At 38.6% G+C, this 23,298-nt stretch carries 21 protein-coding genes; 4 read left to right on the forward strand and 17 right to left on the reverse strand.

Annotated features, from left to right (window positions below; all coding sequences use genetic code 11):
* Positions 1–146 precede the first annotated feature (146 nt).
* The 13 genes from B5F08_RS03590 to asd all read right to left on the reverse strand — a co-directional run bounded on the left by B5F08_RS03590 (position 147) and on the right by asd (position 15,456).
* Positions 147–1,280, reverse strand: a complete 1,134-nt coding sequence (locus B5F08_RS03590; protein ID WP_242968245.1) for a sensor histidine kinase — start codon at positions 1,278–1,280, stop codon at positions 147–149.
* Between the two features lie 82 nt (positions 1,281–1,362).
* Positions 1,363–2,043 (reverse strand): response regulator transcription factor, encoded by a 681-nt coding sequence (locus tag B5F08_RS03595; protein WP_087376468.1) that lies wholly within the window; start codon positions 2,041–2,043, stop codon positions 1,363–1,365.
* Positions 2,044–2,194: 151 nt separating this feature from the next.
* Positions 2,195–3,187, reverse strand: coding sequence for a M15 family metallopeptidase (locus B5F08_RS03600; RefSeq protein WP_087376469.1), 993 nt, complete (start codon positions 3,185–3,187; stop codon positions 2,195–2,197).
* 12 nt (positions 3,188–3,199) lie between these two features.
* Positions 3,200–3,622 carry a large conductance mechanosensitive channel protein MscL gene (gene mscL / locus B5F08_RS03605; protein WP_087376470.1) on the reverse strand — a complete coding sequence of 141 codons (423 nt, stop codon included), beginning with the start codon at positions 3,620–3,622 and terminating at the stop codon, positions 3,200–3,202.
* A gap of 144 nt (positions 3,623–3,766) precedes the next feature.
* Entirely contained in the window at positions 3,767–5,032 is a 1,266-nt protein-coding gene (tyrS, locus tag B5F08_RS03610; RefSeq protein ID WP_087376471.1) for a tyrosine--tRNA ligase, read from the reverse strand.
* A gap of 142 nt (positions 5,033–5,174) precedes the next feature.
* Complete coding sequence (locus B5F08_RS03615) at positions 5,175–5,594, reverse strand: phage holin family protein (RefSeq protein ID WP_087376472.1); 420 nt, start codon at positions 5,592–5,594, stop codon at positions 5,175–5,177.
* A 43-nt stretch (positions 5,595–5,637) separates the two neighbouring features.
* Positions 5,638–8,472 (reverse strand): excinuclease ABC subunit UvrA, encoded by a 2,835-nt coding sequence (uvrA, locus tag B5F08_RS03620; protein ID WP_087376473.1) that lies wholly within the window; start codon positions 8,470–8,472, stop codon positions 5,638–5,640.
* An 88-nt stretch (positions 8,473–8,560) separates the two neighbouring features.
* A complete protein-coding gene (locus B5F08_RS03625) occupies positions 8,561–9,130 on the reverse strand; it encodes a manganese efflux pump MntP (RefSeq protein ID WP_087376474.1) in 570 nt (189 codons plus the stop codon).
* A 91-nt stretch (positions 9,131–9,221) separates the two neighbouring features.
* Positions 9,222–10,298, reverse strand: a complete 1,077-nt coding sequence (locus B5F08_RS03630) for a 6-phosphofructokinase (protein ID WP_087376475.1) — start codon at positions 10,296–10,298, stop codon at positions 9,222–9,224.
* Between the two features lie 14 nt (positions 10,299–10,312).
* Positions 10,313–12,427: an RNA degradosome polyphosphate kinase gene (locus tag B5F08_RS03635; RefSeq protein ID WP_087376650.1), complete on the reverse strand. Its 2,115-nt coding sequence runs from the start codon at positions 12,425–12,427 to the stop codon at positions 10,313–10,315.
* Between the two features lie 77 nt (positions 12,428–12,504).
* Complete coding sequence (dapB, locus tag B5F08_RS03640) at positions 12,505–13,263, reverse strand: 4-hydroxy-tetrahydrodipicolinate reductase (RefSeq protein WP_087376476.1); 759 nt, start codon at positions 13,261–13,263, stop codon at positions 12,505–12,507.
* A gap of 119 nt (positions 13,264–13,382) precedes the next feature.
* Complete coding sequence (dapA, locus tag B5F08_RS03645; protein WP_087376477.1) at positions 13,383–14,288, reverse strand: 4-hydroxy-tetrahydrodipicolinate synthase; 906 nt, start codon at positions 14,286–14,288, stop codon at positions 13,383–13,385.
* Between the two features lie 79 nt (positions 14,289–14,367).
* The gene (gene asd / locus B5F08_RS03650) at positions 14,368–15,456 is read right to left on the reverse strand and encodes an aspartate-semialdehyde dehydrogenase (RefSeq protein WP_087376478.1); all 1,089 of its coding nucleotides are present in this window, start codon (positions 15,454–15,456) and stop codon (positions 14,368–14,370) included.
* Between the two features lie 261 nt (positions 15,457–15,717).
* On the opposite strand from asd, the gene queA reads away from it, so the two are divergent.
* The 4 genes from queA to B5F08_RS03670 all read left to right on the forward strand — a co-directional run bounded on the left by queA (position 15,718) and on the right by B5F08_RS03670 (position 18,931).
* Positions 15,718–16,758 carry a tRNA preQ1(34) S-adenosylmethionine ribosyltransferase-isomerase QueA gene (queA, locus tag B5F08_RS03655; protein WP_087376479.1) on the forward strand — a complete coding sequence of 347 codons (1,041 nt, stop codon included), beginning with the start codon at positions 15,718–15,720 and terminating at the stop codon, positions 16,756–16,758.
* Between the two features lie 30 nt (positions 16,759–16,788).
* Positions 16,789–17,919, forward strand: a complete 1,131-nt coding sequence (gene tgt, locus B5F08_RS03660; protein ID WP_087376480.1) for a tRNA guanosine(34) transglycosylase Tgt — start codon at positions 16,789–16,791, stop codon at positions 17,917–17,919.
* Positions 17,920–18,035: 116 nt separating this feature from the next.
* Positions 18,036–18,428 (forward strand): preprotein translocase subunit YajC, encoded by a 393-nt coding sequence (gene yajC / locus B5F08_RS03665; protein WP_087376481.1) that lies wholly within the window; start codon positions 18,036–18,038, stop codon positions 18,426–18,428.
* Between the two features lie 89 nt (positions 18,429–18,517).
* Positions 18,518–18,931, forward strand: a complete 414-nt coding sequence (locus B5F08_RS03670) for a TIGR04086 family membrane protein (RefSeq protein ID WP_158096202.1) — start codon at positions 18,518–18,520, stop codon at positions 18,929–18,931.
* A 54-nt stretch (positions 18,932–18,985) separates the two neighbouring features.
* On the opposite strand, the gene B5F08_RS03675 is transcribed toward B5F08_RS03670, so the two are convergent.
* From B5F08_RS03675 to B5F08_RS03690, 4 genes are all read right to left on the reverse strand, one after another.
* Entirely contained in the window at positions 18,986–19,501 is a 516-nt protein-coding gene (locus B5F08_RS03675; RefSeq protein ID WP_087376484.1) for a hypothetical protein, read from the reverse strand.
* Between the two features lie 106 nt (positions 19,502–19,607).
* Positions 19,608–20,954 carry an Ig-like domain-containing protein gene (locus B5F08_RS03680; RefSeq protein ID WP_158096203.1) on the reverse strand — a complete coding sequence of 449 codons (1,347 nt, stop codon included), beginning with the start codon at positions 20,952–20,954 and terminating at the stop codon, positions 19,608–19,610.
* A gap of 252 nt (positions 20,955–21,206) precedes the next feature.
* Positions 21,207–22,277: a branched-chain amino acid aminotransferase gene (locus tag B5F08_RS03685; protein ID WP_087376488.1), complete on the reverse strand. Its 1,071-nt coding sequence runs from the start codon at positions 22,275–22,277 to the stop codon at positions 21,207–21,209.
* A gap of 72 nt (positions 22,278–22,349) precedes the next feature.
* A complete protein-coding gene (locus B5F08_RS03690; protein ID WP_158096204.1) occupies positions 22,350–23,291 on the reverse strand; it encodes an RluA family pseudouridine synthase in 942 nt (313 codons plus the stop codon).
* Positions 23,292–23,298: the final 7 nt, after the last annotated feature.

Here is a 23,298-nt window from a genome sequence, read left to right on the forward strand (position 1 = left end):
AGGCTAAACCCCAATTCCTCCTTCTTTTTTATCAAAGTGTTGGTTGCTTGATAAACGCAAAAACCCTGAATTTCAGATAGAAATTCAGGGTTTTTGGACAAGCTGACCGGAAGATTTTCTCTTCCGGTGATAATATATTAAGTTTACTATGCATTAAACACAGCAGTTATAACAAAAGTCTTTCCGTCTGGACTTTTTGCTGATATTTTTCCTTTGTGTGAATCAACAATCGCTTTAGCAACCGATAATCCTATGCCATACCCTTTAACTGAGGAATTTCTTGATTTATCCTCACGGTAAAATCTATCAAAAATATACGGCATGTCACCTATTTTAAGATTTTCCGCATCATTCTTTACCGATAGAATTATATTTTTGTCCTGCTTTTTTAATGACACAAAAATACTTCCATTTTCCGGTGTGTACTTAATTGCATTGTCAAGCAGAATATTTATAAGTCTTCGTATAGCTTTTTCATCGCCGCACAACTCAATATTTGCGTCAACATCATAATCTAAATTTTTCTTGTGTGTTACAGCTGGAATAATAAATGGGTCTATAGCTTCACAAACTATATTAGACAAAGAAAACTTTTCCATAATAATTTTATCGTTTTCTTCCATTTTTGACAGAGTAATTAGGTCAGAAGTAAGTGATGTAAGTCTTTGAATTTGGTTTCTGATACTTCCTGTCCACTCTGACTCTCCGTTTTCCATTTCAATCAATTCCAAGTTTGCATCAATTATTGCAAGAGGTGTTTTGATTTCATGGCCCGCATCGGTGATAAACTGTTTTTGTTTTTTATAGCTGTCGTATACAGGCTTTAAATAGAATTTAGAAGATATTATAACAAGAATTAAAACAGAAAAAATTCCTATTAAACTTAAAATAACACTGAAAATAATTGAGGAATATAGATTTGATAATTCTTTACTACAATCAAGAAAAATAATCAGTGTCATATCCTCTTCCTCGTTGTAGAATTTTCCGTATCTATACACGTCATAGAAACCGTTATTTGTTCCAGACTCATATACTTTAATCGCATATTCCTGGGCAGATTCCGTATCTATGGCGACTACCTTTCCTGTATCGATAAATCCTACTGAACCGTCTGAATTAAAGGACACAGTAAAATATCTTGACTGATAGGGAGTTTCCGGAGAAAGAGGATTTCTGAATTTTCGTTCAGGTGAATTATATTTTGGAAATTTACCTCCATACTGATTAAGTACTGTTAAAATATTATCTGCATCAGAAGTTATTTTATTATAATTCATGATATGTATACCAGACAAAATTACAAACAGGACCAAAACCAGTGAAAGCATAGCCGACAAAATAAATTTTTGCCGAAGCTTTTTAATCATTTACTTTCTCCTCAAGGGAATAACCGAGGTTTCTCGTAGCTTTAATATAAATATTGGAATTTATTGAAGCTAATTTTTTCCTTATGTAAGAAATGTAAACCCATACAACACTTACTTCTGTTTCTGTATCATATCCCCAAATCTTTTCCAGTATTCTTTCTGTGGATATGAGGTTTTTAGGATTGCTCATAAACATTTCCATAATCTGGAACTCTTTATTTGCCAGTCTGTAAGAACCATAAGCAGTTGAAAGCTCAAAAGTAACTCTGTTAAGAGTAACATTTCCGAACTTTAAAAGTGAGTCAACAGCTTCTGTTTTAATCCTTGTCATAGCTCTGATTCTAGCCAAAAGTTCTTTAATAGAGAATGGTTTTGTGAGATAATCATTTGCGCCACAATCAAGACCAAGCACCTTGTCATCAACTTCGGACTTTGCGGTGAGTATGAGAACAGGCACATTTATTCCTTTGCTTCTTATGATTTTAAGAACAGAAATACCGTCAATCTTCGGCATCATTATGTCAAGTATAACACCGTCATAATTACCGTTTTCAATATAAGCGAGAGCTTCCTCACCATCAAAAACAGTATCTACAGTATAAAGGTTATGTTTCAAAATAGTTGACAGAGCTTTTGAAAGCTCTCTTTCGTCTTCAGCCAGTAATAATCGCATGATTATTCCCTCCTTTCTTATAATTTTATATATCAACCTAAAATTTACTTTAAATTGATTATTTAGTTTTAGTTTTACCTAAATATGAAAAAATCAAACAGATTAAAGATCAAACCTGTCTGATTTTTTACTTTAATTAAGCTAAAATTGGTCAATTCTTTTTAAAGTATGTAACAATAACACCGCCGCAGTTATCAGAGGATATATTATACTGATAACCATCGGGAATAAAAGCCGTATATGGTATTTCATCTTCATTAAACCAAAATACGCCGTAGCTTGTTGAGTCATATTCAAATGTAAGTGGATTTTGATATGTATGATTTTTCAACAGCTCTATGTATTCTTCAAGACAAAGATTATTTTCCAAAATATACGAAGCATGTCCTTTTCCCACATACCTGAAATGCCACGGCTCATAATCAATACCTGTTATTTCGGTTTTATCCTCAGGATATCTCACAATAAAACCATATTCATCGCAGGTTTCCAAAAGATTTTTATAAATTCCCTCGCCGTCAAATTCCTCAGATATTTTATTATCGGTATTATAAATAGACATATCCACTGCAAGACCTGTATGATGTTCACTTGTTCCCGGAACGGCAATCCATTTGTCGGTTACTTCCTGGCCTCTTTTTGAAACATCATCTTCGTATATGCTTTCCTGAGTATCAACGCTCCTATAACCGCTGGCAACAAGCAAATCTGTTTCACCGTATTCACGGTAAAATTCTCCCAGCCAAGAATTTAAAGCTTCACATACCCTTGAATTGAGCTTAACGTTATAATCGGACACTGTATAAGTTTTATTTGAGTGTTCCAAAACAGAAACAAGGTTTTCCGGAGTATCTTCATAAGGATTATCCTTATTGACAAGGATTAAATCTCCGCTTTTACAGTCATCAGCTGTGATAACAAGCCGCAACATATCTTTATTATCAACTGAATAACCACTTGCATTGTCCTGCTGAGAAATCTCATCATTAAATTCTTCATTGCTATCTTTACAAGAAGAAGCGTTCCACACAACTCCGAGCATAAGACACATGATAATTATCACAGCCAAAATCCTGAAAGAATTTTGCTTGAAAAGGTTCCCATTTCCTACCCCATTCTTTTTCCCTGTGATATTTCTTTTCATTGTGTCCTCCTGTTATGCTTTGACTAATTCTTCATCAAGAACAGATGTGCAGTGAGGACATCTTGTAGCTTTAATATCTATATCTGTACAGCAGTACGGACACTTCTTTGTTTTTGGAGCTTCCGGCTCTTTTTTTATTGCCAAGTCCTTTACCTTGTTTATCGCCTTAACAATAAAGAACACAACCAAAGCCATAATCAAAAACTGGATAACGGCTGTTATAAAAGCACCGTATCTGATATTAACATCATTTATTGTTAATACCCAGTCACTGAAATCTGTTTTAGCCACCAAACCGATAATAGGTGACAAAACATCATCTGTAAGGGATTTAACTATTGCCTGAAACGCAGCGCCTATAATAACGCCGACTGCAAGGTCAATAACATTTCCCTTTGAAATAAACTTTCTGAATTCTCCGAAAAATTTCTTCATAATTTTCTCCTTCCTTATTTTTACTATTCTTTTTCATCACGTCGATAAATAAAAAAATTTGGCAAAAAGCCCCTAATATGTATTCAGAGATTTGCTGTATGTTTACAGCAAATCTCTGGTACTAAACATGTTTAATTAAATTTATCAAAGTGTAGCTTTGTGGAAAACTTTCTTTCCTTTTTTGATTACTACATAGCCCTTTTCAAACTCTGATGCATTGATCTTAGCAAACGGGTCTGTAACTTTTTTATCGTCAACAGCCACACCGCCCTGCTGGATGAGTCTTTTTCCTTCGCCCTTTGAAGCGATAAGACCGCACTTTGTCATAAGGTCGAGAACAGCGATTTTACCGTCTGTAAAGTCCTCTGCGCTCAATGCAGTGCTTGGCATATTGTCTGTATTTGCTTTAGAGCCGAACAAAGCACGTGCAGCTTCCTGAGCCTTATCTGCCTCTTCTTTGCCGTGTATGAGCTTTGTTACCTCATATGCCAAAATCTCTTTAGCCTTGTTTATCTCGCTGCCCTCAAGCTTTGCAAGCTCTTCAATCTCAGGAACAGGAACAAATGTGAGAATTTTAAGACATCTGATAACGTCAGCGTCAGCAACGTTTCTCCAGTACTGATAAAACTCGTAAGGACTTGTCTTTTCTGGGTCAAGCCATACTGCGCCGTTCTCTGTTTTACCCATCTTCTTACCCTCAGAGGTTGTAAGAAGAGTAAATGTCATACCGTAGCACTCTGAATTGCTGTCAGGAGCAATACCGGTTTCTTCTGCTTTCTTAGCAGCCATTCTTCTTGTAAGCTCAACACCGCCAATGATATTACTCCACTGGTCGTCGCCGCCAAGCTCAAGACGGCATCCGTATCTCTGGTTGAGTACATAAAAGTCGTAGCTCTGCATAAGCATATAGTTAAGTTCAAAGAAAGTAAGGCCGCCTCTTTCCATTCTCTGCTTGTAGCACTCTGCGGCAAGCATCTTGGCAACTGTGAAGTGAACGCCTATCTCTCTGATAAACTGGATATAGTTAAGGTTTTTAAGCCACTCGGCGTTGTTAACCATAATAGCCTTTCCCTCGGAAAAGTCTATAAGTCTTGACATCTGCTTTTTAAAGCAGTTTATGTTATGGTCAATATCTTCCTCTGTGAGCATCTTTCTCATGTCGGATTTTCCTGATGGGTCACCAACCATGCCTGTACCGCCGCCAAAAAGTGCAATCGGCACATGACCTGCTCTCTGCATATGAGCCATAACCATAATCTGTACGAAATGTCCAACGTGAAGGCTGTCAGCTGTCGGATCAAAGCCAATGTAAAAATGTGTTTTTTGATTGTTAAGCAAGTCACGAACCTGCTCTTCATTTGTCATTTGGGCAATCAGCCCTCTTGATTTCAATTCTTCAAAAACACCCATCGATCTACTCCCTTTCAAAATCCACGGATAATAAATCCGTTTTTTATACCAGTCAATTATAACCCATAATGTATAAAAGGTCAAGGAAAAGATTGTTGAAATTTACTTTGGCTGCCTCTTTTTATCTTTCAGAAAAAATGAATTATTCCTCTGCTTCTCTGTTTGTATCATCATTATCGCCGTTGTCCTGCTGTAATTTTTTAAGCGCATCCGTAATCTTTTTAGGTACAGGCACAATCTTATCAACATATCTTAAAAGCTCAAGGCTCTGATTTATAATCAAAAACATCAAAGTAAGCTCTCTAAACGCCATTTCCACGGAAATAATCTGCTGTAAAATCACAGCAAGACAGACAAGTATAAGGGAAAGCAATTTTCTTCCTAAATATCTTAAAACACCTTTTCCGGTAAATGTCTTTAGATAAATACTTTTAACAGTATAAACAATAAACCCTATAAAAATCAATGCCAAATAAGAAAAAAACAAAAGATCAGGTTTACCAAAGAAAAATATAAAAAGAGACTTTAAAAAACCGTGAATACCATTTATGAAACCAAGCAAAAAATCACCCCTGAACTATATTATTCAGAGGTGATTTCTCATGCTATTTATTATCTTTTTCAAGCATTGCTTTAAGGTACTGACCTGTATAGGAATTTTCGCATTTAGCTATTTCTTCAGGTGTACCCTCCGCTATTATAAGTCCGCCGTCGCTTCCGCCCTCAGGGCCTAAGTCGATAATATGGTCAGCGGTTTTTATTAAATCAAGATTGTGCTCAATAACAACAACTGTATTTCCGTTATCTACAAGCTTCTGCAAAACATCTATAAGTCTGTGAACATCAGCTATGTGAAGTCCGGTTGTAGGCTCGTCCAAAATATACATTGTGCGGCCTGTGCTTCTCTTTGAAAGCTCTGTGGCAAGCTTTACACGCTGGGCTTCACCGCCGGAAAGAGTTGTGGCAGGCTGTCCGATTTTAATATATCCAAGTCCTACATCCTTTAAGGTTTGCAGTTTTCTGCTGATTTTAGGAATATTTCCGAAAAACTCGCAGCCCTCTTCCACGGTCATTTCAAGAACATCATAAATGGATTTTCCCTTGTATTTTACTTCAAGAGTTTCTCTGTTGTATCTTTTTCCCTTGCACACATCACACGGGACATAAATATCAGGGAGAAAATGCATTTCAATTTTTAAAATTCCGTCGCCCTCGCAGGCTTCACATCTACCGCCCTTTATATTAAATGAAAATCTTCCTGCGGTAAAACCACGCATTTTGGCTTCCTGAGTTGAAGCAAAAAGCTCTCTTATATCGGTAAACACTCCTGTATAGGTTGCCGGATTGGAACGTGGTGTTCTTCCGATAGGGCTTTGGTTTATATCTATAACCTTATCTAAGTTTTCAATGCCTTTAAAAGCTTTATGCTTTCCAGCACGAGTTTTAGCTCCATTTAAATCTGCGGCAAGCTTTTTATAAAGGATTTCATTTATCAAAGAGGACTTGCCCGAACCTGAAACGCCTGTAACACACACAAATTTGCCCAAAGGTATTTTTGCGTTTACCTTTTTAAGGTTGTTTTGTTCAGCACCGATTATTTCAAGGAATTTTCCGTTTCCCTCACGTCTTTTTTCAGGTACTAAAACTTTTCTCTTTCCGCTCAAATATTGACCGGTTATTGAATTTTCACATTTCATTATCTCGTTGGCATCGCCGCAGCAGACAACCTCGCCGCCGTGAATTCCGGCTCCGGGGCCTATATCCACAATATAATCTGCTGACATCATAGTTTCCTCATCATGCTCAACTACAATAACCGTATTACCTAAATCTCTAAGCCTTTTAAGAGTATTTAAAAGCTTTGTATTGTCACGCTGATGAAGTCCTATGCTCGGTTCGTCAAGAATATATAAAACTCCTGTCAAAGAACTTCCTATCTGAGTGGCAAGTCTGATTCTCTGGCTCTCACCGCCGGAAAGTGTACCTGAACTTCTGGACAAGGTGAGATATCCCAGTCCAACACTATTTAAGAAGGTCAGTCTTTCCCTGATTTCTCTCAAAACAAGCTTTGCTATCATCTGTTCACGTTCGGTAAGCTCAAGATTATTTATAAACTCTAAAGCTTTGACAACTGACATTTCACAGAAATCGCTTATATTTAATCCGCCAACAGTAACCGCAAGGCTTTCCGGTGACAATCTTTTTCCATGGCACTCCTCACATGGGCTGGCAGTCATATATGCTTCAATTTCCTCTTTAATCCAGTTGCTTGATGTTTCTCTAAAACGTCTTTCAAGGTTGTTTATTATTCCCTCAAATACTGCCTGATAGGTTCCTGTAAAGGTATTGCTGACTCTCTCTAAATTCAGCTTTTCCCCTTTTGTTCCGTAAAGAACCACATCCTTTACCTCATCAGAAAGATCTTTAAAGGGCGTATCCAAAGAAAAATTATATTTTTTTGACAAAGCAGTAAAATACATATTTGCAATGGTATTTCCCTCCATTGCCCAACCGCCTGCTTTAATTGCTCCCTGATTTATGGATAACTCCTTGTTTGGAACAACAAGCTCAGGGTCAACCCTCATAAATACTCCAAGGCCTGTGCACTTTTTGCAGGCTCCGAAAGGATTGTTAAAGGAAAACATTCTCGGTGAAAGCTCGTCGATGCTCACCCCGTGGTCAGGACAGGCAAAGTTTTGAGAAAAGAGAAAATCCTCACCGCCGATAACATTTACAACCGACAATCCTCCTGTAAGCTTTGAAGCCGTTTCAATGCTGTCTGCAAGACGTGAACGTATTCCGTCTTTTATAACAAGTCGATCAATAACTATTTCAACAATATGTTTTTTATTTTTCTCAAGGCTTATTTCCTCTGAAAGATCGTAAATTATTCCGTCGATTCTCACACGGACAAATCCGCTTTTTTTCGCCGCTTCAAGCTCTTTTTTGTGGGTTCCTTTGCGTCCTCTTATAATCGGTGCAAGTATCTGGATTTTACTTCCCTCTTCAAGGGACAAAACCTTATCAACAATCTGGTCAACTGTCTGCTTTGTTATCTCTCTGCCGCACACAGGACAGTGCGGTATACCTATTCTGGCATACAGCAGTCTGAGATAATCATATATTTCTGTTACTGTTCCCACCGTAGAACGTGGATTTTTTGATGTGGTTTTCTGGTCAATAGAGATAGCCGGAGAAAGTCCATCTATACTGTCCACATCCGGTTTTTCCATTTGACCTAAAAACTGACGTGCATATGAAGAAAGACTCTCCACATATCTTCTCTGACCCTCTGCGTATATTGTATCAAAAGCAAGGGATGATTTACCCGAACCGGACAAACCTGTTATTACAACAAGCTTGTCCCTTGGGATTTCTACATTTATATTTTTAAGATTATGTTCTCTTGCGCCTTTTACAACAATTTTTTCTATAGGCATTATTCTTACCTCACACTTCGAAAATTTGTTTGTGCACTTTTATCATACACCATAACCGAAAAAAATACAAGACCTTTTATTATTTATTTTAACCGCCCATAAGGTGTTCAATCAAAATTTTCACACCTATTAAAATTAAAATAATGCCTCCTGCAAGTTCTGCCTTTGACTTAAATTTTGCTCCGAAACGGTTTCCTATCACCACTCCGCCGAAAGCTATAACAAATGTTACAACTCCGATTATAGTCATTGGCAAAGCAATGCCCGTGTTCAAAAAGGCAAATGTAATTCCAACCGCAAGAGCGTCTATACTTGTGGCAACAGCCTCGGCAGTAAGCTGTTTATAGCTAAATTTCTCTTTGCAAATTTCTTTCTGAGAATCCCTCTCTTTTATAACCTCAATCACCATTTTACCGCCTATGAATAAAAGCAAAATAAACGCAATCCAGTGGTCAACAGCTGTTATATATTTTTCAAACTGTGTTCCCAGCAGCCAGCCTATAAAGGGCATTAAAGCCTGAAAACCTCCAAAAAATACAGCTGTAATAAGTGCATGCTTATAGTTTATTTTTCTCATACCAAGCCCTTTACATACAGACACGGCAAATGCATCCATTGCAAGGCCCACGCCTATGAGCACCATTTCCAATATTCCCATATTATCACCTAAATTTAAAAATTCCAGAATACAGTCAAAAAACAGCGCATCTCATAAAGACACGCTGTTTTATTAAACTATAAAAGTTTTATTATTCACCGAAGCTTATGCCCAGCATCTTTGCTTCCTTAACCATATCGCAATCAGGTGGTACGGATTTGAGCTTTCCTGCAATCTCCTTGAGTGGTACAGGAACAACTCTGTCGTTCTGCATAGCAACAAGATAGCCGTATTTTTCCTCTATGATGAGCTTTGCAGCATTAACGCCGAAACGTGTGGAAATAACTCTGTCATAAGGAACAGGGCTTCCGCCTCTCTGGAAATGACCCGGAACAGTAACTCTTGTCTCTTGTCCTGTAGCCTCTTCGATTTCATGGGCAATTTTATAAGAGATAGAAGGATATGCAAGAGAAGCAATAGCTGCTTTTCTTTCCTTTTTCTTCATAGCAGCAACCTCTTTTGTTATTGCACCCTCTGCAACAGCTATAATGGAGAAATTCTTTCCGCTCTTAGTTCTCTCTTTTACTGTATTGATAACAGAATTGATGTCATAAGGAATTTCAGGTATAAGGATAACATCTGCTCCGCCTGCAATACCTGCATGAAGTGTAAGCCATCCGGCTTTATGACCCATAAGCTCTACAATAAATACTCGGCCATGAGATGTAGCTGTAGTATGAATACAGTCGATAACATTTGTAGCAATGTCAACTGCGCTCTGGAAACCGAAAGTAATATCTGTGCCCCAAAGGTCGTTGTCGATTGTCTTTGGAAGTCCGATAACATTCATGCCCTCTTCGGAAAGCATGTTTGCAGATTTCTGTGTGCCGTTTCCTCCGAGAACAACAAGGCAATCCAGCTTCATTTCCTGATAATGACGTTTCATCTCTTTAACCTTGTCAACGGATGTTTCGTCGATTACTCTCATAAGCTTAAAGGGCTGTCTTGAAGTTCCGAGAATTGTTCCGCCTCTGGTGAGAATTCCGGAAAAATCCTCAGGTTTCATCTCTTTGTACTCGCCGTAAATCAAGCCTCTGTAACCGTCGATAATGCCATAAATCTTAACGTTGTCCCCATAATGGGCGTAAAGTGTTTTTGCAACGCCTCTTATAGTGGCGTTAAGACCCTGACAATCGCCGCCGCTGGTTAAAATACCGATTCGTTTCATGTTTCAACATCCTTTCATTTCGGTAATTGAGGAGTTCCGATTGGTTTTCCTACTTCCTCACTATTGATATTATTTTTAATAGCAGCTTTTTGTTGTTTCTGGGCTCTCTTTGAGAACTCAAGCTGACTGTTTACAACTTTTTTGCCTCTTCTGTCAACCATATGATATGTTGTATCTGGCTTCTGTATTCTCATATTTACAGTATCGCTGAGCATAATTTCAAGAATTTTAAATGCTCTCTTCTTGATATCAGGGTCTTCAATCGGGAACACAAGTTCAACACGTCTGTCCAGATTTCTCGGCATCCAGTCCGCAGAACCCATGAAAATAATAGGATCACCGGCGTTTTCAAATTTGAAAATTCTGCTGTGCTCAAGAAGCTGGCCAACAATACTGTATATTGTAATATTATCGCTTATACCCTTTAATCCCGGAACAAGACAGCATATACCACGCACTATCATTGTAACCTTAACTCCTGCCTGAGAAGCTTTATAAAGCAAGTTAATAATACTTGGATCTACAAGGGAATTTACCTTTACTGTAATTCCGGACGGAAGTCCGTTTTTAGCGTTTTCAGTTTCTTTAATTATTGCCTGTTCAAAGAACGTTCTCATACCCTTTGGAGCAACAATAAATTTGTTGTACTCTGGCGGCAGTGAATAGCCTGTGAGAACATTAAACAAGGAAGAAGCATCCTCGCCGTATTCTTCCTTACAGGTAAACAAGCCGATATCTGTGTAGAATCTTGCAGTAATATCGTTATAGTTACCTGTACCCATATGGAGATAACGTCTTATTGTATCCTCTTCTTTTCTAACAACAAGGCAAATTTTACAGTGAGTTTTAAGACCTGTAAGGCCGTAAATTACGTGACAGCCGGCTTTTTCCAGCTTTTTAGCCCACTGGATGTTGTTTTCTTCGTCAAATCTGGCTTTAAGCTCAACCAATACAGTAACCTGCTTGCCGTTTTCCGCAGCTTTTATAAGTGCTGCAATAATAGGTGAATTACCGCTTACACGGTAAAGGGTCTGCTTAATTGCCAAAACATTGCTGTCTGAAGCCGCCTGTTTTACAAAGTTCAATACTGCGTCAAAGCTTTCATAAGGATGATGTACAAGTCTGTCTTTCTCTCTGATAGCTTTGAAGCAGTCGTCGTAACCGTAAAAATCAGCAGGAGGGTTAACCGGAACAATAGGAGCAAATCTCAATTTGTCACAGCCGTCCAAACCTCCGAATTTTGAGAAGAATGTAAGGTCAAGAGGACCTGTAGACTCGTAAATTTCGTCCTCCTCAACATCAAATGACTCAACAAGGAAATGCTTAAGCTCCTCGTCACAGTGTTTTATAAGTTCAAGACGAACCGGCTTTCCTCTTTTTCTCTTCTTAATTGAACGCTGAATTTCAACCAAAAGGTTGTCAACGTCCTCATCTATTTCCAAATCACTGTCTCTGATAACTCTGAAAGGACAGAATTTTTCAATTTTATAAAGTTCAAAAAGAACATCAAGCTTGTCCATAATAATATCTTCAAGCATGATAAACTTTCTTGTTTTATCTTTTTCATCGCTCTGAGGTACTTCAATAAATCTTGGAAGCAAGGACGGTACCTGAACCACGGCAAATACCGATTCATCTTCACTTCTAAGTCTTACTGCGATGTTAAGGCTTTTGTTTGCCAAAAGCGGAAAAGGTCTGCTTGTATCAACCGCGAGAGGTGTAAGTACAGGAAAAACCATTTTATGAAAATAATCGTCGATAAAAGCCTTCTGTTTTTCGTCTAAATCATCTATAGAAATAAACATAAGACCGTTTTTATTAAGTACAGGCATTATGCTTCTGTTGAGACAGGAATACTGTTTTTTCCAGAAATCGTGTACTTTCACTGAAAGCTTTTTAAAAAGCTGCTTTGGAGTAAGACCTGAAACATCCGGATTTTTTCTTCCGTCGTGCATTTCGTCCATAACTCCGGCAACACGTACCATAAAAAATTCATCAAGATTAGAAGCGGTTATTGCAAGGAATTTCAAACGCTCAAGAACAGGGTTTTCTTTTTCAAATGCCTCTTCCAAAACCCTGTAGTTAAAATCCATCCAGCTTAATTCTCTGTTGTTATATGGTATATCCATCGATGCTAACTTACCCGTATTCTTATCTGACACCTTAAACTACCTCCGAGTTTACATTTTTGTATTTTTATAAATAATTATTCTTCGGCGAGCATATCACCCATATCATACATTCCCGGTTCTTTTCCGCAGATAAATGCTGCCGCATTTACAGCGCCCACTGCAAAAACTTCCTTTGAATGAGCCTCGTGCTTTATTGTGAGAACCTCATCGTGGCCGGCAAAAATAATCTCGTGTTCACCGACGATTGTACCGCCTCTAACCGCATGAATACCGATTTCGTTTTTACTGCGTTTTCTGCGGTAGCTGTGTCTGTCATACACATACTGAGGTTCCTGCTCCATAACCTTTGAAACTCCGTCAGCTATCATAAGAGCTGTACCGCTTGGAGCGTCAATTTTCTGGTTGTGGTGCTTTTCAATTATTTCAACATCAAAAGAGCTTCCGAATACCTTTGCTGCTTTCTGTGCAAGCTCTATCAAAAGATTTATACCCAGTGACATATTTCCTGAAGAAAAGATTGGAATAACTTTAGAAGCCTCCAAGATTTCTGCTTTTTGTTCTTCGCTGTATCCGGTTGCGCACAATACGCATGGCAAAGATTTTTCCTTAGCATATGTAAGCAAGTCTGTCAAAAGAGACGGATTTGAAAAATCAACTATTACATCAGCTTCTTCTGTAACCTGTGAAAAATTTTCATGTACAGGATATTTCAAACTGCCGTTATTGAAAATATCAACACCGCAGACAATCTCAGTTTTTGGGTTTTCTTCTGCTGAGGCTGTTACTGCTCGTCCCATTTTTCCGCTGCAGCCTCCAAGAATTATTTTAACCATTTTAAATCTCCTTATTTTTACTTTATACAAAATTCCATGTTAAATTTCTGTAAAATTTTTATGTGAAAATATTAACATAGAAAAGACAAAAGGGCGTAATAATACGCCCTTATCAAAAATCACTTTTTATTATACTTTCCTATAAGGTCGTACTTTGCAAGACAATCCTTCAAATCATGATAGCCGGCATAGCTCATAGGAACAAGCGGCAGACGGCACTCACCAACATCAAATCCGAGCAAGTTCATAGCTGTTTTTACCGGAATTGGGTTGACATCAGAGAACATAATATCCATAAGCTCCACATAGTGGAAATTAAGCTTTGCAGCCTCTACGAAATTATTCTCAAGGCAAAGCTGGCATATCTGATGCATTTCACTTGGACAGAAGTTTGCAAATACGGAAATTACACCAAGACCACCCAATGACATAAATGGAACTGTCTGATCGTCATTTCCTGAATAAATGTCAAGATTGTTTCCGCACAAAGATCTTGTCTGAGAAACGGAAGAAATATCGCCGTTTGCTTCTTTTGTAGCAACAATATTTTTGTGCTTGCAAAGCTCGGCATATGTTTTTGGCTTAATGTTGCAGCCGGTTCTTGACGGAACATTATAAAGGATCATTGGAATATCAACAGCATCTGCAATTGTTGTAAAATGCTTGATAAGACCTGTCTGTGATGTTTTATTATAATAAGGTGTAACGCAGAGAATTGCGTCGGCTCCGTACTGATGTGCTGATTTTGAAAGCATTACAGCTGTAGCTGTATCGTTGCTTCCTGTACCTGCAATAACAGGGATACGTCCGTTAACCTTTTCAGCAACAAATGAAAGCACCTCGCAGTGTTCTTTTTCTGAAAGAGTTGCGGCTTCACCTGTTGTTCCACAAGCCACAATGGCATCTGTGCCGTTTGCTATCTGGAACTCAATAAGCTCGCCCAAAACTTCATAGTTAACAGAACCGTCGCTGTGCATTGGTGTTACCAGCGCAACAGCAGAACCTTTGAAAATTGGATTGCCCATAAGTTTCCCTCCGTGATTATTATCTACTATCTATAATAAAGTATGTTACTTTATATTATTTGGATTCATAAAATTTGAATCAGTCATCAAGGTAACCCTCTGCGCAGAGAAGCTCTGCCATAAGAACAGCACCGCCTGCTGCACCTCTGAGGGTGTTGTGTGACATGCAAACAAATTTATAATCGTACTGTAAATCTGGTCTGAGTCTGCCGATAGAAATTGCCATACCGTTTTCAAGATTTCTCTCACTCTTAATCTGAGGACGGTCAGGCTCTGTGAAATAGTGCAGGAACTGCTTTGGTGCGCTTGGAAGCTCAAGCTCCTGAGCTCTTCCCTTATAGCTTTCCCAAATCTTTATAATCTCATCAATTGATGGCTTCTCGACACCGTCTTTAAATGACATAAATACGGCTGCTGTATGACCATCGGATACAGGAACACGCAAGCACTGTGATGTAATAGCGATATCGTCGCAGTTTACAATCTTGTCGCCCTCAATATGTCCCCAAATCTTCAAAGGCTCCTGCTCTGATTTTTCCTCTTCACCGCCGATGTAAGGAATAAGGTTATCTACCATTTCAGGCCAGCGCTCAAATGTTTTTCCTGCGCCGGAAATTGCCTGATATGTACATGCAAGCACCTTATCTACACCAAGAGCCTTGAGAGGATGAATAGCCGGAACATAGCTCTGAAGTGAGCAGTTTGACTTAACTGCAACAAAGCCTTTCTTTGTTCCCAAACGCTTTCTCTGTGACTCTATAATTTTTGCATGATCTGCATTTATCTCTGGGATAATCATTGGAACGTCAGGTGTTCCTCTGTGTGCTGAGTTATTTGACATAACAGGGCATTCTGCCTTTGCATATGCCTCTTCCAAAGCTCTGATTTCGTCTTTTTTCATGTCAACTGCGCAGAATACGAAATCTACAAGAGCAGCAACTTTTTCAACCTCAGAAGCATCCATGACTACCATATCAGCCATAGAAGCAGGGAGAGGAGTTTTCATTGCCCATCTTCCTTCTACACACTCTTTATATGTTTTTCCTGCGCTTCTGCTGCTGGCAGCCAAAGCTGTAACCTCAAACCAAGGATGATTTTCAAGAAGAGTAGCAAATCTCTGACCTACCATGCCTGTTGCGCCGATAATTCCTACTTTGTATTTTTTCATAATTGCCTCCGAAAAATAAAAAAATTGAAAAAGCGGTTGTCATTTTCTCTATAATATTATATTATATGAATTGCAGCCTAAAGCTAAAAGCCTATTCAACCGTTTATACTTAGTATAATATACCACAGGTAAAGGAACATTGTCAATTGATTATTTACAGAAAAGTATATTTTAAGCGGGTGAACAAAGCAAATTTTAGCTAAAAACTCATATAGAATTACATTTTATATACATAAACATATTTTAGGAAAGGGATTGTATATGACCTTAAAGAATAAAACAAGCGATTATTTTTATGAGCTTCCTGAAGAGCTTATTGCTCAAACTCCTGTGGAGCCTCGTGACCATTCGTCAATGCTGGTGCTTGACAGAGAAACAGGAAAAACTCAGCACAAGCATTTTTATGATGTTTCGGATTATCTTAAACCAGGCGACTGCCTTATTTTAAATGATTCAAGGGTTTTGCCTGCGAGAATTTTCGGAACAAAAAAAGACACCGGTGCTCATGTGGAATTTTTGCTTTTAAAGTGCGTGGGAAATAACAGGTGGGAAACCCTTGTAAAGCCCGGAAGAAAAGCTAAAGTCGGCGCAGAATTTGTATTTTCCCCAGGAGTTTTGGAAGGTAAAATTACCGATGTACTTGAGGATGGAAACAGAATTATAGATTTCTCCTGTGAGGGAAATTTCTATACAATTTTGGAGGAGCTTGGAAAAATGCCTCTTCCTCCCTACATCACAGCAGAGCTTAAAGACCAGGAAAGATACCAGACAGTTTACAGCCATGAGTTAGGTTCTGCCGCCGCTCCCACAGCCGGACTTCATTTCACAAAAGAGCTTTTGAAAAAAATAGAGGAAAAAGGCGTAAAAATCGGCTATGTGACACTTCATGTGGGACTTGGTACATTCAGACCTGTAAAGGCTGAAAACATCACCGAACACAAAATGCACAGCGAGCACTACCACCTGCCCAAAGAAACAGCAGACCTTATTAACGAAACAAAGAAAAACGGCGGCAGGGTTATCGCTGTAGGAACAACCTCATGCAGAACTTTGGAAAGTGTCGCAACCTTTAACGACGGAAAAATCCTTGAAAGTGACGGCTGGACAAGCATTTTCATCTATCCTGGATACGAATTCAAAGTTTTGGACGGACTTATAACAAACTTCCATCTTCCGGAAAGCACACTCATTATGCTGGTTTCCGCTTTTGCCGGATATGAACACGTTATGGCGGCATACAAAGAAGCCGTTGAGAAAAGATACAGATTTTTCTCCTTTGGTGACGCTATGCTTATTATATAAAAACTATTGTATGAAAGGTAAAATTGAAATATGTACAAACTTATAAAAACCGAAGGCAGCGCAAGGCGAGCCGAATTTATAACTCCTCACGGCACTGTACAGACTCCGGCGTTTATGAACGTGGCAACCTGCGGAGCAATAAAGGGTGCGGTTTCTGCTCTTGATTTAAAGGATTTAAAATGTCAGGTACAGCTTTGCAACACATATCACCTGCATTTAAGACCCGGAGATAAGGTTATAAAACAGCTCGGAGGTCTTCACAAATTCACACGCTGGGACGGCCCTATTCTTACAGACAGCGGCGGATTTCAGGTATTCTCCTTGGCAAAGCTTAGAAACATCAAAGAGGAAGGCGTTTATTTTTCTTCTCACATTGACGGAAGAAAAATATTTATGGGGCCTGAAGAAAGTATGCAAATTCAGTCAAACTTAGGTTCAACCATTGCCATGGCTTTTGACGAGTGCATTGAAAACCCTGCTCCGTACGATTACACAAAAAAATCAATAGAAAGAACCGTGCGTTGGCTTGAGAGATGCAAAAAGGAAATGACAAGACTCAACAGTCTTGAGGATACAATAAACAAAGAGCAGATGCTTTTCGGAATAAACCAGGGAAGCACATACAAAGACCTTAGAATTGAACACATGAAAACCATTGCAGATCTCGATCTTGACGGTTATGCAATCGGAGGTCTTGCAGTTGGAGAACCTGCGGAGGTTATGTACGAGATAATCGAAGCTGTTGAACCCTATGCTCCAAAAGACAAAATAAGATATCTCATGGGTGTCGGAACTCCTGTAAATATTTTGGAAGCTGTTTACAGAGGAGTTGACCTTTTCGACTGCGTTATGCCTTCAAGAAATGCCCGTCACGGACATCTTTTCACAAAGTCGGGAATAATAAATATTTCAAACGCAAAATACGAATTGGACGACACACCAATCGACAGCCAGTGTCAGTGTCCAGTATGTAAGAATTTCAGCAGAGCTTATATAAGACATTTGCTTAAAAGCGGTGAGATGCTGGGCATGAGACTTGCAGTTATGCACAATCTGTATTTCTACAACAATCTTATGGAAGAAATCAGAAATGCTCTTGACAACGGTGAATTTGAAAGTTACTACAGACACTACAGAGAAATACTTGGAAAGAGAATATAAAGAAGAATTTTCCAGTTTTCCGCATAAATTTATATAATTTTCTTTAATAGTATTGCACATAAAGAAAATGTCTGCTATAATTGTATGGCATATCATGAAAGGGTGGATTTGAAATTATGAACTTAAACTTTTTTGACACCGCAGCCGGCACTGACGGTACTTCATTTTTGATGATTATTGTTATCTACGCCGCAATTTTCGGTTTGCTCTATCTCTTCCTCATCAGACCAAAGTCAAAAAGACAGAAACAGGATCAGAAGATGAGAGAAAGCCTTGAAATCGGCGACGAGATTACAACAATCGGCGGAATTATGGGACGTGTTATCGCTATCAGAGACGACGAAGACGCAATCATTATCGAAACAGGTTCCGACCGTGTTAAAATGAAATTAAAGCGCTGGTCAATCTCAACTGTTGACACAGAAAAAGAGCTTCCTGCTGAAGAGAAAAAGAGCAAGGGCTGGTTCAAAAAGAATAAGTCTGAGGATAAAAACGAAGAAACAAAATAAAATTTCTTCTTCTCGGCTTTACCGGAAACATATAAAACATACACCTCTGAATATATATCTACTAAAGATATATTTTCGGAGGTGTTTTTTTGCATAGCTATACAATATCATTGAAAAGTATTTTTTCTACTTTACGCCCTTATATTTTAGGCGTATTTACGGCGGCACTTATAAACATCGCTATTGTCGCCCTCTGCTCTTTCATGTTCTCCGTATCAAAAACATTTTCCTCGGAAGCTGTTTTAGGTGTAGTAATAGGAGCCGATGTTATCTGCGCTTTTGTGGGAGGATACGTAGCCGCAAGAATCAAAAAAGAAAAAGGAATTGTCTGCGGAGCCATTGTAGGCGGCATTTTATTCATTCTGGTTTTAACAGGCGGAATGATAAGCGGATTTGAAGAAGTTACATACAGAACTGTTCTTTCATTCGGTATACTTCTAATTTTCGGAGCGCTGGGAGGAATTAAAGGCGTAAACCGCAAAACACGAATTAAAATCAAATAAACCTATCAAAAACGCCCTTTCCTAAGTATAAGGAAAGGGCGTAAATATTTTGTTTTATGCTGCTTCTGTAGCATCTGTTTCTGTTGCGTTTGAATTATCATCGAGTGAAGCAGTTTCAGAGGTTTCGCTCTCTGTACTCATCGCCATAATATACTTATCATCGTCGATTATACTCCAGTACATTGAAAGATAATAGTTTCTAACCTCATCATATTTTGAATATTTCCAAACAGCGGTATCTTCGTTATAAGTAACTCTCTTTCCGTCAATTTTCAGACTGTCACTGTAAGTTTCCTTAAGTGAATCGTATGCCGCCTGAGCATCTTCTTCAGTTGCGCAATCATACTGCATGAGAATACTGTCAACATATCCGCCTACCCAAGAATAGGTTATTGTCAAACGCTCAATATTAAATTCATTATCGTCTTCAGGAACATCCCTGTACACAATCAAATCCAAATCCATGTCATCTGCAATGCCTGATTCTGTTGCAGTGGTCTGCTGTGCTGCACAGCCGGCAAGCGAAAGACAAAACACCAACAAAGCGGCGAAAGTAAATATCTTTTTCATCCAAAAACCTCCGAAAAGCCAATTCGTTTAACTGCATATTATTATATCATTATATAGAAAGCTTTTCAATAATTTTGAGGCTATTTCATATAATAAACACAAAATTTCACGCAGGGACCACCGCTACAATCTGCTTGCCCATCTGTTCATATCTTAATTCTACCAAACTCTTATCGTATTTAACAAGTGAACCATAAAGCGGGTCGTTGAAATAGTAATAATAGTCATCATATCCCACAAGAAGCAGACAATGCTCATTGTAAGGGAAAGTAAACACATCACCTATTTCATATTCGGCGTTCTCATCCACATAATCAACTATCCAAGAATCAGTCGGATATGATGCAACCATATATGTTGTAGCCCAAAGCAAAACCGGCTGTTCCTTTGATAAGTATTTCTTTATAATATCTGATAACTCTATGTCCTTTTCATATATAGCCTTGTACTCTGTTTCACCGATATCGCTGAAATACTTATTTATTGATTTTGCAATTACCGGACTGAAACAACCGTATCCGGAAGAATCATACGGATTGTTTATAAAAGCGGAATTCATATCCGCCGCAGCTATACCTTCATCTGTAAAAGTCATATATCTTATTGTCAAATAGTCGTCAATAAATGTATTAGGGGTGATATCATATCCCATACCCTGTAATAGCATTACTGCGCTGACGCTTTCACAGGCGTAATAATAATCCGGCTTTTGACAAATCTGCGGCATATCGACAAGAACCGACGATGGCATTTCTATTACTTCCACAGTACAACTGTCTGATTCATTGTATCTTGTAACATTTATTGTGGTTTCACCAACCGCTTCAGCAGTTATTGTACCGTCCTCAGCAACTGACACAACAGAAGTATCAGAAGAGGCAAAAGAAAGATGCTGTGAATTTTCCTCAGTGGTTGCCAGCACAGATGTTTCCCCTACAACCAAAACTATAGAATCGTTTCCGTCCTCAATTCTAAAATCAACCGGTGTAACATCGACATACACAGTAATAATTTCCTCAACGCCGTTATATAAAGTACCTTTTATTTCAGCTTTTCCGGAGGATATTCCCGTAACCTCTCCGGTTTGAGCATCAACAGAGGCAATATCAGGGTTAAGTGACTCGTACGTAACGCTGTGTTCTATTTCTTCAACTCCATCATCAAAGGATATCTGCATTTTTTCTCCCGAAGCAATGGACTCTTTATCGGAAACAAGAGTAAGAGAATCAGGCTGAGCAACAACTACAACCTTTGCACTGTCGCTTTTATTGTATTTATTACTGATAGTTATTTCTGTAGTTCCTACACTTAGTCCTTCCAAAGTACCGTCCGACGAGATTGAAGCTATATCTTGATTTTCAGAGGAAAAGGAACTTCCTCTTGTTCCCTCCGCCTCTATTTTCAGAGTTTCACCTTCTCTGATATAATACACATCTTTCGACAATCCTGGCAAACTAAAAAATCCGGTTAAAAAAAGATATACCAAAGCAGCTCCAACAATCACAACCAGAGCCGATACATATTTTACCCACCTAAAGCGTTTTGGGGAAGCTGCATTTTTCCTATAATTTCTGTTTTTCTTTTCATTATTCACTATTTCTTCCATAACCACACCTTAACAAACAAAAAAGGCGACCGAACCACAAAACACATGATCCGGCCGCCACAGATCTCTTATACGATTGAGTGAGTTGCCAAAATAATATTATTCAACTTCTACTACCCATCCGAACTTATCTTCAATCTTACCCCACTGAATACCTGTAAGATTGTCGTAAAGCTTCTGAGAAATCTCTCCGATTTCTCCGTTGTTGATAGTCATAATCTTGTCGCCCCATTTGAGTTCACCGATAGGTGAAATAACTGCGGCTGTACCTGTTCCGAAGCTTTCAACAAGCTTTCCTTCGTCATATGCCTTTGCAACCTCATCGATTGAAATCTGACGCTCGGAAACCTTATAGCCCCAGCTGCGGAGAAGTTCGATTGTGCTGAGTCTTGTAATACCGCCGAGAATTGAACCCTGAAGAGCAGGTGTAACAACTTCGTCGCCGATAACAAAGAATACGTTCATTGTTCCAACTTCTTCGATGTATTTTCTTTCAACACCGTCAAGCCAGAGAACCTGAGTGTAGTTCTGCTTCTCAGCCTCGTCCTGAGCCTTCAAGGAAGCTGCATAGTTACCAGCTGTCTTTGTAAAGCCCATACCGCCTCTAACGGCACGAACATATTTCTGTTCAACATAAATTTTTACAGGATTAAGACCCTCTGGATAATATGCTCCAACAGGAGAGCAGATTACACAGAAAATAAGGTGATGAGCAGGATGCACACCAACATGTGGGTCAATACCGAAAATAAACGGTCTTATGTAAAGTGATGTTCCCTCTGACTTTGGAATCCAGTCCTCGTCAACCTTAACAAGAGCCTTGATAGCCTCAACACAGAACTCCTCATCAATAAGAGGAATACAGAGTCTTTCGTTTGAAAGATTAAGTCTTGCCATATTCTTTTCTGGGCGGAAAAGCAATGGCTTGCCGTTAGCGCCTCTGTAAGCTTTCATGCCCTCGAAAACTTCCTGGCCATAGTGAAGACACATAGCAGCCGGGCTGAGTTCAATAGGTCCAAAAGGAACAATTCTTGGATTGTGCCAGCCTTCGCCCTCGTCATAGTTCATAAGGAACATATGATCTGTAAATATCTGACCAAAGCCAAGCTTTGACTCGTCTTGTGGCTTAGCCTTAGGATTTTTAGTAAGTTCAATTTTAATTTCCTGCATTAGAATAACCTTCTCTCAAGATTAAATAGTGTTAAATATTAACTGTTTATTATCATATCACAAAAATGTCATTTATTCAATATTTATTTCATACAAATTCATTGTATTGATTATTTTTTTCATATCCTCCGGTATGTCGCAGCAAAGCTCCATAACTTTCCCGTCAATAGGATGAAAAAATTTCATTTTAGCGCAATGTAACGCTTGTCTTTCTATTTTTTCAAGGCTTCCGCCATAAAGGTCGTCACCTTCAAGAGGATGACCTATACTGCTCATGTGACACCTAATCTGGTGTGTTCTGCCTGTTTCAAGCCAAAGTTTAACAAGGGATGAATTGTCAAAACAGTCCATTCTTTCAAAATGGGTAACCGCCTTATCTCCGTCGTCAGAAATAATTCTCAGCATGGTGCTGTTTTCTGATTTTTTGATAGGCTTATCTATTGTCCCTTTTTCAGGAGTAATGCCGGTACACACTGCAATGTATTCCTTGTAAATATCCTGTTTCTGTAAAATACCGGCTGAGTGTCTGTCTTTGGCAATCAGTACAAGACCTGATGTATCCTTATCAAGTCTGTTTACAGCTCTGAATGTGTAGTCCTCTCCCTTTTCAAGACTATAGTATCTTAAAAAATTTGCAAGTGTATTTTCCTGATGTATTTTTGTTGGATGAACTGGAGTAGACGCAGGCTTATTTATGATAATAATATGACTGTCCTCATAAACTATATCAAGACTGCCTTTTACAGGAATAATATTGTTATCTTCTGAGACCTGTTTTAAAACTATCTCATCACCTGCAAAAACCTTTTCATCGGCTTTTATGAGCTGCCCTTTTCTTGTTATTCCCAAAGGTATTTTTTTCAGTTTTGTAAAGGTTCTGGTTGATACACCGCAGGTGATTTTTAAAAATACTTTTAAAAGCTTTCCGTCATCATTTTCCCCTACAGTAAAGCTGATAGCTCCGTTATCACAGCTATTAGCAGATAAAAAATCTTTTGTATAATTACCTTCCATTTTACTT

It is taken from the genome of Anaeromassilibacillus sp. An172, from assembly GCF_002160515.1.
In the GTDB taxonomy this organism is placed as follows: Bacteria; Bacillota; Clostridia; order Oscillospirales; family Acutalibacteraceae; genus Limousia; species Limousia pullorum.